Raw genomic sequence first — 12,956 nt, 5'->3', positions numbered from 1 at the left:
GAACCGGATGAGCTGCCCGAGCAGGGTGGTCTCGGCGTCCTGGCGGCCCCGGCCGAGCCGTTCGCGTAAGCCCGGCGCCCGCCCGGCGCCCCGCCCGGCGCCCGCCCGGCGCCCCGCCCGTCGCTCGCCTGGCGCCCGCCTGGCCGCCCGCCTGGCGTTGATCATGGAGTTTCCGGCCATGACACACCGGCGACACCACAGTTAACTCCATGATCAACGGCGAGAGCGGTGCGGGCGAGAGCGGCGGGAGCGCGAGCGGGAGCGAGCGGGGTGAGAGCGGGAGCGAGCGGGGTGAGAGCGAGCGGGGCGAGAGCGGCGAGCGGTCAGTGGGCGGGGGAGACGGCGACGGCTGTCCCCCACCGCTGGCGTACGCGCTCGACCTGGTCGCGGGTGAACGTGCCCTGGACCACGACGGCGCAGCGTACGGGGTCGATGTAGGAGGAGTAGTCGCTGAGCCCGGCGTCGGGCAGTTCGGCCTTGACCCCGCTGAGCTGGGCCAGGCTGTGGTCGCACCGCACCACCCGGTACGCCTGCGCCCCGGCCGCCACGGCGATGCGCTCGTCCCAGGCCGCCTGGTCGGCGGTCGGGCCGATGGCCACCACGTACGCCTTCCGCGGGTCGCCGCCGTCCCAGCCCGCCCCGACGAACACGTCGGACCGGCCGGCGGCCAGGTCGGTGAGCGCCTTCGCACCGGGGTGCCCGGCGAACCCGCCGACGTTGGCCGGGTTCCCGGCGACCACGAGGACGACGACGTCACCCGCGCCGAGCCCGGCGCCCGCCTTCGGTTCACTCAGGATGACCGTGCCGGCGTCGACGAGGACCTCCGGGGCGTACCGGACGACGGCGGCGAGCCGGCTCTCGGCGATGAGCTTGAGGGCGTACCGCGCCTGCTGGCCCTTGACGTCGGGGACGCGCACCCCGTCGGCCGGGTCGTCGGTCGGGCGCACCTGCGGCGCCGGCCCGTTGGCCGCTTGCACACCCGGCTGGGCGCAGCCACCGGCGGCCACGCCGGCGACGGTGACGAGCGCGGCGAGCACGATTGAGCGTCGCATCGGCGGCGTCCTCCCTACCTCACGTGACGCTGGATCATGGATCTAGGTCGAATCTTGAGGCAAGATTCGACCCGGAACCCTGATCCAGCGCCGAAAAAACCAAGAACAAAAGCCAGTCAGCTGGTCGCGATGTACACGTCGAGGGCGGCCTCGATCGAGTCGAACGATTCGGCGTACATGTAGGTCGAGGTGTTGGTGCGGGTGCCCGCGCCGCCGACGATCTGGCCGACGGCCGAGGCGGTGGTGCTGCCGTTGCGGAGGTAGACCGGTCCGCCCGAGTCGCCGGCCCGCACGATGGTCTCGCCGTTGCGGTAGAGGACCAGCAGCCCGGCGGTGCAGCCGACGCCGTCGCAGATCTGCCCGGTGACGCTGATGACGGTCAGGCTGCAGATCGCCGTGGTGACCATGCCGCTGGAGCAGATGCCGCTGCTCCCGGTCGTCACATAGGTCCGCGAGGTGACCGTACGCGTACAGGGCGAGCAGGGCTCGACGTGGATCACGTTGTCGTAGGTCTCGGCCGAGGAGTAGACGCGGCGGGCGTCGGTCGACGGGTACTCGCCCTGGATCGTGGCCTGCGATACCCCGTAGTACTGCGTCGAGGAGTAGATCGAGAGGCCGGAGCCGAAGCAGTGCCCGGCCGTCGACATGCCGGCGATCGCGTTGGTGCTGCGGCTGCGCACCATGAACCCGCTGGTGCAGGTGTTGGAGCCGGTGCTCGCGTTGTACCCGACCCGGATGCCGGCCCCGCCGAAGTGCGGCTCGCCGTCGTTGAGCCGGCCGGTGCGGCCGACCGGGCCGAGCTCCACCACGCCCCGGTCGCCGAGCAGGGCGGCGAGCTTCTCGGCCGCCTTGGTCTGCGCGGCGTCCACTGTGACGTGGAACTTCGAGTCCACCGGGTCCAGGTGGAAGGCGTACGCGAATTTCGAGTTGGCGTTGCGCCACTCGGTTCCAGTCAGGACCGCGTACGCGTCGGCGATGGCGGTCGCGGAGAAGCACCCCGTCTGCACCCGCAACTGGGGCGCGCCTTCCCCAAGGCTGGACTGCGCGTCAGCCAGTTGCTTCGCCAGTTCGGGCGTTCCCGCGTACTCAGGAGTGACGACAGCGACCAGCGACTGGCTGGAGTAGTCCGGGGCGAAGCCGATGAGCCCGCGCGTGACCTTCTTCGTGACCGTCGCGGAGCTGGGCAGGTGCCCGAAGACCCGGTCCTCGACCCCGACGAGGGCCGCGGTGGCGCGCTGGCCCTTGTCCCCCGCCAGCCATTCCTGGTACGGATATGTCCCGTCGTCGCCGGGAGCCGCAGCGCGCAGTGCGGCGGCGACGGTCGGCGTCCCGCCGGTGACCACACAGGACGATGTGGCCGGCTCCGCCGTGGCCGGCAGCGGCATCAGCGCCGTGACCAGGACCCCGACGGCCGCCACCGTGAGTGACCTCGATCGCATATGTACGCCCTCCCCGCGCTTGCCGTGCAACTTGCAACGCAAGGTAGTCGCGAGTGGACGCGCCGGGCAAGACCCATCCGTGCCGACGGATGTCACGTTCCGGTCAAGATCGGCTACCGGAAGTCGCGTGAGGACGGTCTTGTCGCGATCGGGAGGTGCTCCAGCCGTTCCGCGGACAGATTGACGACACCACTCGCGATCTCCAGCCGCCCCCGGATCAACAGGGCGCTACTGGTGCGGGCGACCCGGCGATGCCGCACCCACAGGCCCGGCGAGCAGACCACGTTGAGCATGCCGGTCTCGTCCTCCAGGCTGAGGAAGGTCACGCCACCGGCGGTGCCGGGCCGCTGGCGGTGCGTGACGAGCCCGCCGACCAGCACGCGGGTGCCGTCGGGCGCCCGGCCCAGCTGCGCGATCGGGATGGCGCCCCGCTCGCCCAGCATCGCGCGGACCAGCCGGATCGGGTGGTCGTCCGGGCTCATCCCGGTCGCCCACACGTCCGCGACCAGCTTGTCCACATCGTCCATCCCGGGCAGCGCCGGCGCGTCCAGGCCCGCGATGGTGCCGGGCAGGCGGTCCGGCCGGTCCTGCGCGGCGGCCCCGGCGGCCCACAGCGCGGCCCGCCGGTCCAGGCCCAGTGGGGCGAAGGCGTCCGCGGTGGCCAGGGCTTCCAGGTGCGCGGTGGTCAGTTCCGCACGCCGCGCCAGGTCCGCCAGATCGCGATAAGGGCCGCCGCGGTCCCGTTCCGCCACGATGCGCTCGGCCACTTCCTCCCCAAGCGTACGCACAGCGCCGAGCCCGAGCCGGACAGCGGGGCCGCCCAGTCCCCAGCGGCTCGGCGGCTCACCGGCGACCGACCCCCAGCGGGCCGCCCCCTCACTCTCCAAAGTGGCCTTCGCATGGCTCCGGTTGATGTCCGGGCGGCGTACCTCGACTCCGTGGCGCCGGGCGTCGTCGGTCAGCGACTGCGGCGAGTAGAACCCCATCGGCTGCGCGTTGAGCAGCGCGGCGAGGAACGCGGCCGGGTGGTACCGCTTGAGCCAGGAGCTGGCGTAGACGAGGTACGCGAAGCTCATCGCGTGGCTCTCCGGGAAACCGTAGGACGCGAACGCCTCCAGCTTGGCGTAGACGTCGTCGGCGACCGGGCCGGTGATGCCGTTGGCCGCCATCCCGGCGTAGAGCCGATCGCGCAGCCGGGCCATCTTCTCGACCGACCGCTTGGCGCCCATCGCCCGGCGCAACTGGTCGGACTCGTTCGGGGTGAACCCCGCGACGTCGATGGCCAGCTGCATCATCTGCTCCTGGAACAGCGGTACGCCCAGGGTCTTCTCCAACGCGTTGCGCATCAGCGAATGCGGATAGGTCGGCTCCTCCAGCTTGTTCTTGCGGCGGATGTAGGGATGCACCGAACCGCCCTGGATCGGGCCGGGCCGGATCAGCGCGACCTCCACCACCAGGTCGTAGAACTCGCGGGGTTTCAGCCGGGGCAGGGTGGACATCTGCGCCCGGCTCTCCACCTGGAACACGCCGACCGAGTCGGCCCGGCACAGCATGTCGTAGACCTCCGGGTCGTCCATCGGCATGTTCGCGAGATCCATCTCCTCGCCGAGGAACTCGAAGGCGTACCGCAGCGCCGAGAGCATGCCGAGCCCCAGCAGGTCGAACTTGACCAGGCCGATGGCGGCACAGTCGTCCTTGTCCCACTGGAGCACGGTCCGGCCGGGCATCCGCGCCCACTCCACCGGACACACCTCGATCACCGGGCGGTCGCAGATCACCATGCCGCCGGAGTGGATGCCCAGGTGCCGGGGAAAGGTCATCACCTGGTTGGCGAACTCCACCACGTGATCGGGGATGCCCTCGTTGCGGCCGTCCTGGGCGTCGATCCCCGACCACCGGTCCAGCTGCTTGGACCAGGCGTCCTGCTGGCCCGGGGAGAAGCCGAAGGCGCGGGCCATGTCGCGGACCGCCGACCGCGGCCGGTACGAGATGACGTTGGCGACCTGGGCCGCGTGCCGCCGCCCGTACTTCTCGTAGACGTACTGGATGACCTTCTCCCGCTGGTCGGACTCGATGTCGACGTCGATGTCCGGCGGGCCGTCCCGTTCCTCGGCGAGGAACCGCTCGAACAGCAGACGATGCGCCACGGAGTCCACATTGGTGATCCAGAGGGCGTAGCAGACCGCGCTGTTGGCCGCCGAGCCCCGGCCCTGGCAGTAGATCCGGTTCTCTTTGCAGAACTTCACGATGTCGTAGACGATCAGGAAGTACCCCGGATAGTTGAGCTTGGCGATCAACGCCAGCTCGTGCTCGATCTGGGCGTACGCCGCCGGATGGTTCGGCCCGTAGCGGGCCTCGGCCCCCTCGTAGACGATCTTGCGCAGGTAGGAGTTCTCGTCATAGCCCGGCGGCACCGGATAGGGCGGCAGGTTCGGCGCGACCAGGTGCAGGTCGAAGGCGAGTTCCTCGCCCAGCCGGGCGGCGTTGGCGACCACCCCCGGGAAGTACGCGAACCGCGCCGCCATCTCCTCCCCCGACCGCAGGTACGCCGTACCCGCCGCGGGCAGCCACGGATCGATCTCGTCGAGCGACCGCCGCGCCCGGACCGCCGCCAGCGTCGTCGCCAGCCGCCGTCGCCCCGGCGCGTGAAAGTGCACGTTGTTGGTGGCGACGGCGGTCAGTCTCCGGCTCTCCGCCAGCGCGAAGAGCGCCTCGTTGCGGTCGACGTCGAACGGGTCGCCGTGGTCGATCAGCTCGACGACGACGTTCTCCCGCCCGAACAGGTCGACCAGCCGATCCAGCTCCCGTTCCGCGGCGCTTTCCCCCTGCCGGGCGAGCGCCTGGGGAACGTGGCCCTTCCGGCAGCCGGTCAGCACCACCGCGTGGTCCTTGACGGCGGCGGCGATCTGCTCGATGTCGTACTTCGGGCGGCCCTTCTCACCCCCGGCCAGCTGCGCCTCCGCGATCGCGGCGGACAGTCGCGCGTACCCGTGCTGGCCCCGGGCCAGCAACAGCAGATGACGGCCGGCCGGATCAGGCTCCCCCGCCTGGGCGCCCGGCAGATCCAGGCTCAACTCGGAGCCGAAGATCGTGGGCAGTCCCCAGTCCCGGGCCTCCTCCGAGAACCGCACCACGCCCGGCATCCCGTCGTGATCGGTCACCGCCAGCCCGGTCAACCCCAGGCGGACAGCCTCCCGGACCAGTTCCTCCGGATGACTCGCCCCGTCGAGGAAACTGAAATTCGTGTGGCAGTGCAGTTCGGCGTACGCGACCTCGGCCTGCCGCCGGACCAGCGCCGGCGCCTGCGGGCGCTCCCGCTTGCGGCTCTGCGGGCCGATCTCGTCCTCGGCCAGCGGGTCCACCACCCGGCCCGCCTCGGGCCCGGACAGCCGCCGCTCCAGCTCCTTCCACGGCAGCGCCTCACCACCATTGAACCGACTCACCCGAACAACTGTACTAACCCCCCACCCCCTCATCGTTGATCATGGAGTTAACTGTGGTCTCGACGGTGTGTCGAGGGGGCAAACTCCATGATCAACGCAGGGAAGGAGTCGGGGGTCGGCGAGGTCGGTTAGTCGAAGACGACTGCGGCGTACCACTCGCCGCCGCGCAGCGTGACGACCACCGCGCGGTCGTCGAGCAGGACCTGGAGCCGGGCCGACCGTTCGGCGACCCGGCCGTCCCACCAGTGGTCGTCGATCGGCCAGGGTCCGTTCCAGCCCACGATCGGGACGGCTGTCCCGTCGAGGAGCAGTGCGGCGGGCGGCGCGCTCATCCGCAGTCGACCGTCGATCGTCACCGGTTCGCCGTGTTCGTCGAGGACCCGCACCGGCCGTTGCGGGACCGCCAGCAGCGCACCCGACGGGGCGGGCGTACGCCCTGGCCAGGGCCGGTCGTCCGGCGGCGGTCGCTCGTCGCCCCAGGGGATCAGCCCCCACGGGATGAGCCGCCCGTACTGGCGGCCGCCGAGCGCCGGGGTGAGCACCGCGTCCGGGCCGAGCAGGCCCTGCACCCGGGTGGCCGCCCGGTTCGCCCGGTCCCGCTCCGGCCCCGTCTCGCCCCACAGCCCCGGCTGCAACCCCACCTGCCGCAACACGCCGTCCGGCGTCAGCGTCAGCCGCAGCACTCCGCCGGTCGGCCGTTCGGGGCGCAGCAGCCAGCCTTCCAACTGCCATCGGACCCGGTCGGCGATGCCCGCGGCGGTCAGGATGCCGTCGTGCCGCCAGATCCGATGCAGTTCCTCCCCGTGCACGGTCACCGCGTCGATCGCCAGCCGGGTGCAGGCCATCCCGTACGCGGCCAGCCGTTCGTGCAGCTGTTCGGCGAGTGATCGGGCGGCGAAGGCGGCCACGTCGACCCGGTCGATCGGCTCTTCGAACTCCTCGCCGATCGCCAGGTCGGGCGGGGCGCTGCGGATCGCCAGCGGCCGGGTGTCGAGTCCGGCCGCGAGCTTGTGCGCGACGGCGGCGTCGAGGCCGAACCGGGCCAGCACGTCCGACGGCGGCAGGGCCGCGTACGCCCCGAGGGTGTGCACGCCGAGGCGACGCAGGAGGTCGATGAGTTTGGCCCGGCCGCCGAAGCCGTCGAGCAAGCCGATCGGCAGCCCCGCCAGGTACGCAGCGGTCTGCCCGGCGGGGACGAGCCGGCCGGCCCGGGCGGCGATCCCGGCGGCGAACACGCCTTCGGCCATGCTGATCTGGGCTTCGACGCCGCAGGCCTGGGCGATGTGCTCGACGACCTGTTCGGCCGCGATCTCCTCACCGCCGAAGTAGCGGGCCGGACCGCGTACGGCGAACGCGCACGTCCCGGGGCGGAGCGCAGCGACCCCGGCGACCACTTCCTCCGCGGCGGTGATCACCGGTTCGAAGGCGCGCGCGTCACGCCCGGGGTCGTCATCGACCGCCACCGACCGGGGCGAGGTGCTCTGCGCTTCGCGTTTGCGCATCCCCCGGCGTACGCCGTCCGCCCGGGCCGCCGCCGAGCAGGCCAGCACCCGGTTGTTCTGCAGGACGATGACGGGTCCCGCCGCGTCGACTCCGTCGATGATCTCGGCGGCGATCACCGGCCAGTCGGGACACCACACCACCGCCGTACGCCCGGCGTCAGCCACCGGAGATCGCGCGCAGGTGGCCGCGCGAAGACCGGGGGTCCACTGTGGCCTCGGTGACGTGGGGCCGGATCCCGCCCGTCTCGGTGGGCAGCCAGACGTCGACCTCCCGGGGCCGGGCGGCCGTTCCACGGCCCCGGGCGGCGATCGTCAGGTGCCGGCACCGCAGCCGGCCGTGCCCGGGACCCAGCCCCTGCCATTGCGCGCCGATCGGCTCAAGGACCAGGTCGGCGGAGTCCCAGTGCCCCATCGGGAGCAGGACGCTGCCCCGCAGCCGGGCGCGGGCGGACAGCCGCGCGGCGTTCTGCGGGGTCACCTGCTCGCGGACGGCCACGACCACCAGGTCGAACCCGTCGAGCAGGGTGGCGACGACTTCCGGCCACTTGGTGCCGGGCTGCGGCACCAGGGCCAGTCGTTCGAGGACGATGCCCAGTTCGGCAGCGGCGGCCACGCCGAGTTCGGGCAGCCCGACGATGGCGCACCAGGAACCCGTGCGCGACGCCTCGGCGAGTAACGCGAGCATCACCGAGGTCCCGCCCCAGCTCGTCCGCTCGGCCGACCGCAACGGGGTCAGCCTCGGGGTTCGAGCGCTGCGTGCGGCGGCTGCCCGGGTCGCCGCCGCACGCAGCGCCCCGCCCGGCGAGCCGTCCCCGCCGGGGGTCTGCAGTGCCCGGGTGATCGTCACCGTGCTGCCCCGCCGCAGCCCACCGCCGGGGAGCAGCGGTTGCAACGCGGCCGTCACCGGGAGCATGCGGCTGACGTCGTCGCCGGCGAGTTCCCCGGCCGTGGTCACGGACTCGGCCGCGACGGCCACGCTGGTCGCGGCTCTGGGCCCCCCGCCGGGCGAACCGGCGGAGCCTCCGGAACTGGGCGTCAGCCGTCGCCCCCGGGCGGCCGAGGCGACCGTGATCGGCCCGGCCCCGGACGAGGCCACCAGCTCGGCGAGTTCCGCCGCCCGCCGCGCGCTGGACATGGTTGTGCTGCTCCCCCGGCTCGGTGTGTCAGACGACCGGGGCGGGATGGGACAGGCCCAGCGAGCCCTGGACGACGTCGATGAACTGGCCGGCGGCCCGCACCAGGTCATCGGCCTCCCGGGTGGTCACCTTGGCGATGCCGGCCTCGGCGGCCGACCGCTTGGCGGCGCCGACGGCGAAGAACTCGGCCCACTCCGCCAGCTCCGGGGCGACCTTGATGAGCAGGAGCCAGGCGCTGGTCACCCGGGACCGGCGACGGCCGGCGACGGGCTGAGCACGCATGGCGAGAACGGCGGCGGCCGCACGCAGGGCAGCCAGGTGAGCGGTGGCGTATCGCTGGGCGGCCGACGGCGCGGCGGAGGCTTCGAGCAGGCCTCGGCGAGCGAGCGCGATCAGCTCGACGGGGGTGCGATGCGGCAGCAGATGAGCGGAGACGGTGGTACGGGCGGCACCCGCGATCAGCGATGGCGTGGTCATCTGTGCGTCTCCATTCGGCGGTCGACGATCTGGTCGAACACACCACTGCGGGGGAAGACGCAGCAGCTCGCGGCTGCTTCACCACACCTCGCGTACGCGAGGCGGGGGCGCGGCGGTGGTCGGCGTCGCCGCCACCGCCTCGCCGGCTGGCCGGGGGGTGTGGAGCTTCCCCACACCACACCCGACCGGCCAACCGATCGGGTACGCCATCCGCCACCCGGGGGTCGGGTGGGCGGCGGATGGCGATCCCGCCTGTCAGAACCGCGAACACCGCGAATGTCCTTCGGTTCTGGAGTGGCGCGCTGCGCAAGCGCGCCGCCTGCGGGGTCACGGCCGCGAACCGCTCCCCCTGCAGGACACTCTATTCGAACACTGTTCGAAAGTCTAGAACGCTCGTTCGAACTCTTGGGCAAGTCTACCGCGAAGGTACGACAAAAACCGACCTCGCGGCGGCGCGCTGCCGGACCCCCTTCCAGCCGCCAGGTGGGACAATCGCGGGATGCATGACCACCCCAACGTCCGCGCCGTGCAGGACGCCCTCGCCTGCGCCGACGCGGTGGACGGCAGCGGCCGCCCCAGCACGATTCGCATCCTCCCGGAGGCGGTGCACACCGCGGCGCTGGCCGCGGCCGCGCTCGGCGTCGAGGTCGGCCAGATCGCCAACTCGTTGATCTTCTCCGCCGACGGCGATCCCCTCCTCGTCCTCACCTCGGGCGCGCACCGCGTGGACACCAAGCTGATCGCCCGGACCCTCGAACTGTCGCGTGTGGACCGAGCTACGCCGGAGTTCGTCCGCGAGCACACGGGCCAAGCCATCGGCGGCGTCGCGCCGCTCGGTCACCCCAAGCCGGTGCGCACGATCGTCGATCAGGCACTCGAAGGGTACGCCGAGGTCTGGGCGGCCGGCGGAGTGCCCCAGTCGGTATTCCCCACCACCTACGCCGAGCTGCTGCGGATCACCGGCGGCGTACCTGTGAAGGTGAACTGACCCATGGGCATCCGGCTGATCGCCTGGACTCCGGAAGACCTGCAACGGCGGCTGTCCGAAGTCATCGAGGTCTACGGGGAGGCGATGGGACACTCCGGCGCCGACCTGCAGGCTCGGGCCGGGCGCTTCGCCGCCCACGTACGCCGTCCCGACGTGCGGGGCGTCGCCACCCTGACGACGGACGGGCAGTTGCTCGGCTTCGGCTACGGCTATCCGGGCGGGCCCGGCCAGTGGTGGCACGACCAGGTCAGCTCGGCGCTCGACGCCGACCAGCGCAAACTCTGGATGACAGATCCATTCGAGATCGTCGAGCTGCACGTACGCCCGGCGGCGCAGGGCCACGGCATCGGCGCCCAGCAGCTCAGCGCCCTGCTGAAGATGGCGACCGGGGAGACCGCGCTGCTGTCCACACCGGAGGCGGACGAGCAGAAGTCCCGCGCCTGGCGGCTCTACCGCCGGTTCGGCTTCTCCGATGTGCTGCGTCATTTCCTCTTCCCGGGAGACTTCCGCCCGTTCGCCGTGCTGGGCCGTCCGCTGCCGCTCGACTGACCCCGGCGCTCTTCAAGCGTGCGGATCACGGTTACGCATACCGACATCGCCCCCGGAGGCATGCGTAACCGTGATCTGCGGCCGGGGGAAGGACGGGGGAAGGACGGGTCAGAAGCGGAGTCCCTTGCGGGCGGCCGCCAGCAGCTGGACGAACCCGAACAGGCCGAGCAACGCCCACAGGGCGAGCACGAGGGTGCTGGTGCCGGCGGGCAGGTCCTCGGCGAGCGGGTAAACGACGGCGGCGATGATCAGCAGGGCGAACGTGCACGCGATCCGCAGTGGACGGTCGCCTACCGTCGACGTGCCGGCCGGGCGCATGCCACCGGCCATGGCTCGCGCGCGGACGTACTCGTGCGCCGCCATCAGCACGCCACAGATCAGGATGAGCAGCGTGGCGGCGCCCAGCGCGGCGGCCGCCCACAGCCAGCAGAGCTCGGCCGCCCGTTCGGCGAGGCTGCGGTAGAACGCTTCCCGGCGCATCGGCCCGCCCAGCAGTACGCTCACCGCCCGGCTGGCCGCCTCGGCCAGCAGCCCGATCCCCATGAGGACGACGGCGAGCAACGGCCAGCGCCCGCCGCCCGCCGCGATCAGCGGGACGAACAGGGCGGCCAGCACAGCTCCGGCGGTCGTCATCGCGGCGGTGCCCCCGATCCGGGTCAGCGCGATCCCACACCGGTAGGCCAGCCGAGCCCACCAGCGCTGTCCGGGTCCGGCGTGCCGCAGGTCGAATCCGTCGTTGGCGGCGGCCCAGGCGGTCACGAACCGCGGCCAGTCCATGATCGCCCGCGGGTTCACGACGGGCTCGGCGGGTACCTCGCCTTCGGTCTCCGTCCAGTCCGTCGCGCCGTCGCCGATCATGATCCCCCGCTGTCGCTTCCTACACGAGCGCACCCTCTCGCAGGTTGCGCCAGACCTCCCGGCTGGATGTCGACCTGTTCAACGTGATGAAGTGCAATCCGGGTGCGCCCTCGACGAGAAGTCGATCGCTCAGCGCGGTCGCCACCTCCACGCCGATCGCGCGTACCGCCGCGGGATCGTCGGCGACCTCGCGCAGCCGCGCGGCCAGATCCGCGGGGAAGACCATGCCGGTGAGCTGGGCGAACCGCTCGATCTGCGAGACGTTCGTGACCGGCATGACGCCGGGCACGATCGGGTTGTCGTAGCCGCGTGCCGCGACCGCGTCGCGCAGCCGGGCGTAGTCCTCCCAGTTGAAGAAGATCTGGGTGATCGCGAAGTCGGCGCCGAGCTGGAACTTGCGCACCAGGGTGTCGACGTCCTCCGCCAGCGACCGCGAGCGCGGGTGCTGCTCGACGAACGCGGCCACCCCCACGCAGAAGTCGCCGCTCTCGCGGACCAACTTGACCAGCTCGTCGGCGTGGGTCAGGCCCTTCGGGTGCGCGATCCACTCGGCCTGCGGGTCGCCGGGCGGATCGCCGCGCACCGTCAGGACGTTGCGTACGCCGCTGTCCGCGTAATGCCCGATGACGTTGCGCAGCTCGGCCACGGAGTGGTTGACCGCCGTGAGGTGGCCCATCGGCACCAGGGTGGTCTGCCCGGCGATCCGCTCGGTCCAAGCCACGGTCGTGTCCCGGGTCGTGCCGCCCGCGCCATAGGTGATCGACACGTACGCCGGGCGCAGCGCCTCCAGCTCGCGGATGGCCTGCCAGAGCAGCACATCGCCGGCCGGTGTCTTGGGCGCGAAGAACTCGAACGAGATCGTCGGCTCCGCCGAGGCGAGCAGATGTCCCACGGTCGGCCGGTCGCCGGGCAAGGTCGAGGGGGCGCCTAGGGTCATGCCCGTCACTCTAGCGCCGACCAGGACAAACGACCGCATCCGTCTCAGTCGGTGGCCGCCCGGACGCCGTTCTTTCCGACGGATCGGGCCGGCGGCGATGAGTTCCAGGCCTGCCGGTCGTCAGTAGTGGTGACCCCGACGACAGGAGGCCGACCGTGCTCAGCCCAGAGACGCCGCCGCCCGAGCCGGTCGTCTGGGCGCTCGGCCCGGTGCTGGCCCGCGCCGACACCCCGGTGCTCTGCGAACGGCTGGCGACCCTGCTCGACGCCGTCGACGGGGTGGTGGTCTTCGACGTCAGCGCCGTCTGCCGTCCGGACGCGGCGACCGTGGACGCCCTGGCCCGCTTGCAACTGACCGCCAGGCGGCGCGGACGCCGCATTGTGATCACCGGGGCGAACCCGCGGCTCCTCCTGCTCGTCTCGCTGATCGGCGTCGACGGCCTCCTCCCCCTGGACTGACTTCCCCGTCCCGGCGGTGGTCCATCCGCGACCGTAAACGCCACCGCGAGTTTCTCGACTTCCTGCAGGTCCTGCGCTGGCAGTTCCCCACCGGCCGCCTGTATGTGATCGTGGACA

General features: G+C 72.0%; 10 protein-coding genes and 1 pseudogene. 3 read left to right on the top strand and 8 right to left on the bottom strand.

Going from position 1 to position 12,956, the window contains the following annotated elements:
- Nucleotides 1-323: 323 nt before the first annotated feature.
- The 6 genes and pseudogenes from AB0M47_RS39000 to AB0M47_RS38975 all read right to left on the bottom strand — a co-directional run bounded on the left by AB0M47_RS39000 (nt 324) and on the right by AB0M47_RS38975 (nt 9,049).
- Nucleotides 324-1,052: a PASTA domain-containing protein gene (locus AB0M47_RS39000; RefSeq protein ID WP_363423186.1), complete on the bottom strand. Its 729-nt coding sequence runs from the start codon at nt 1,050-1,052 to the stop codon at nt 324-326.
- A gap of 116 nt (nt 1,053-1,168) precedes the next feature.
- Nucleotides 1,169-2,470, bottom strand: coding sequence for a hypothetical protein (locus tag AB0M47_RS38995; RefSeq protein ID WP_363423185.1), 1,302 nt, complete (start codon nt 2,468-2,470; stop codon nt 1,169-1,171).
- A gap of 134 nt (nt 2,471-2,604) precedes the next feature.
- Nucleotides 2,605-5,934, bottom strand: coding sequence for an error-prone DNA polymerase (locus tag AB0M47_RS38990; RefSeq protein ID WP_363423183.1), 3,330 nt, complete (start codon nt 5,932-5,934; stop codon nt 2,605-2,607).
- Nucleotides 5,935-6,062: 128 nt separating this feature from the next.
- Complete coding sequence (locus tag AB0M47_RS38985) at nt 6,063-7,601, bottom strand: DNA polymerase Y family protein (RefSeq protein WP_363423181.1); 1,539 nt, start codon at nt 7,599-7,601, stop codon at nt 6,063-6,065.
- A gap of 79 nt (nt 7,602-7,680) precedes the next feature.
- A pseudogene (locus tag AB0M47_RS38980) lies at nt 7,681-8,349 on the bottom strand (hypothetical protein); the annotation flags it as partial.
- Nucleotides 8,350-8,599: 250 nt separating this feature from the next.
- Complete coding sequence (locus AB0M47_RS38975; protein WP_363423179.1) at nt 8,600-9,049, bottom strand: SAV_6107 family HEPN domain-containing protein; 450 nt, start codon at nt 9,047-9,049, stop codon at nt 8,600-8,602.
- A 499-nt stretch (nt 9,050-9,548) separates the two neighbouring features.
- Here AB0M47_RS38975 and AB0M47_RS38970 point away from each other — a divergent pair, with 499 nt between their 5' ends.
- Together AB0M47_RS38970 and AB0M47_RS38965 are read left to right on the top strand one after the other, a co-directional pair.
- Entirely contained in the window at nt 9,549-10,037 is a 489-nt protein-coding gene (locus AB0M47_RS38970) for a YbaK/EbsC family protein (RefSeq protein WP_363423177.1), read from the top strand.
- Between the two features lie 9 nt (nt 10,038-10,046).
- A complete protein-coding gene (locus AB0M47_RS38965; protein WP_253763885.1) occupies nt 10,047-10,586 on the top strand; it encodes a GNAT family N-acetyltransferase in 540 nt (179 codons plus the stop codon).
- Nucleotides 10,587-10,694: 108 nt separating this feature from the next.
- Here the strand turns inward: AB0M47_RS38965 and AB0M47_RS38960 are convergent, their stop codons facing one another.
- A complete protein-coding gene (locus tag AB0M47_RS38960) occupies nt 10,695-11,444 on the bottom strand; it encodes a CDP-alcohol phosphatidyltransferase family protein (protein ID WP_363423175.1) in 750 nt (249 codons plus the stop codon).
- A gap of 19 nt (nt 11,445-11,463) precedes the next feature.
- Entirely contained in the window at nt 11,464-12,381 is a 918-nt protein-coding gene (locus tag AB0M47_RS38955) for a methylenetetrahydrofolate reductase (RefSeq protein WP_363423173.1), read from the bottom strand.
- Between the two features lie 155 nt (nt 12,382-12,536).
- Here AB0M47_RS38955 and AB0M47_RS38950 point away from each other — a divergent pair, with 155 nt between their 5' ends.
- Nucleotides 12,537-12,839 carry an STAS domain-containing protein gene (locus tag AB0M47_RS38950; RefSeq protein ID WP_363423171.1) on the top strand — a complete coding sequence of 101 codons (303 nt, stop codon included), beginning with the start codon at nt 12,537-12,539 and terminating at the stop codon, nt 12,837-12,839.
- Nucleotides 12,840-12,956: the final 117 nt, after the last annotated feature.

It is taken from the genome of Hamadaea sp. NPDC051192 (assembly GCF_040682475.1).
Lineage (GTDB): Bacteria > Actinomycetota > Actinomycetes > Mycobacteriales > Micromonosporaceae > Hamadaea > Hamadaea flava.
This window is presented reverse-complemented; position numbering and strand designations above follow the sequence as displayed.

Bases quoted from the DNA above. Each gene is read 5' to 3' on its own strand.
- AB0M47_RS39000 (WP_363423186.1), bottom strand. From the start codon at position 1,052: ATGCGACGCTCAATCGTGCTCGCCGCGCTCGTCACCGTCGCCGGCGTG.
- AB0M47_RS38975 (WP_363423179.1), bottom strand. From the start codon at position 9,049: ATGACCACGCCATCGCTGATCGCGGGTGCCGCCCGTACCACCGTCTCC.
- AB0M47_RS38970 (WP_363423177.1), top strand. From the start codon at position 9,549: ATGCATGACCACCCCAACGTCCGCGCCGTGCAGGACGCCCTCGCCTGC.
- AB0M47_RS38955 (WP_363423173.1), bottom strand. From the start codon at position 12,381: ATGACCCTAGGCGCCCCCTCGACCTTGCCCGGCGACCGGCCGACCGTG.
- AB0M47_RS38960 (WP_363423175.1), bottom strand. From the start codon at position 11,444: ATGATCGGCGACGGCGCGACGGACTGGACGGAGACCGAAGGCGAGGTA.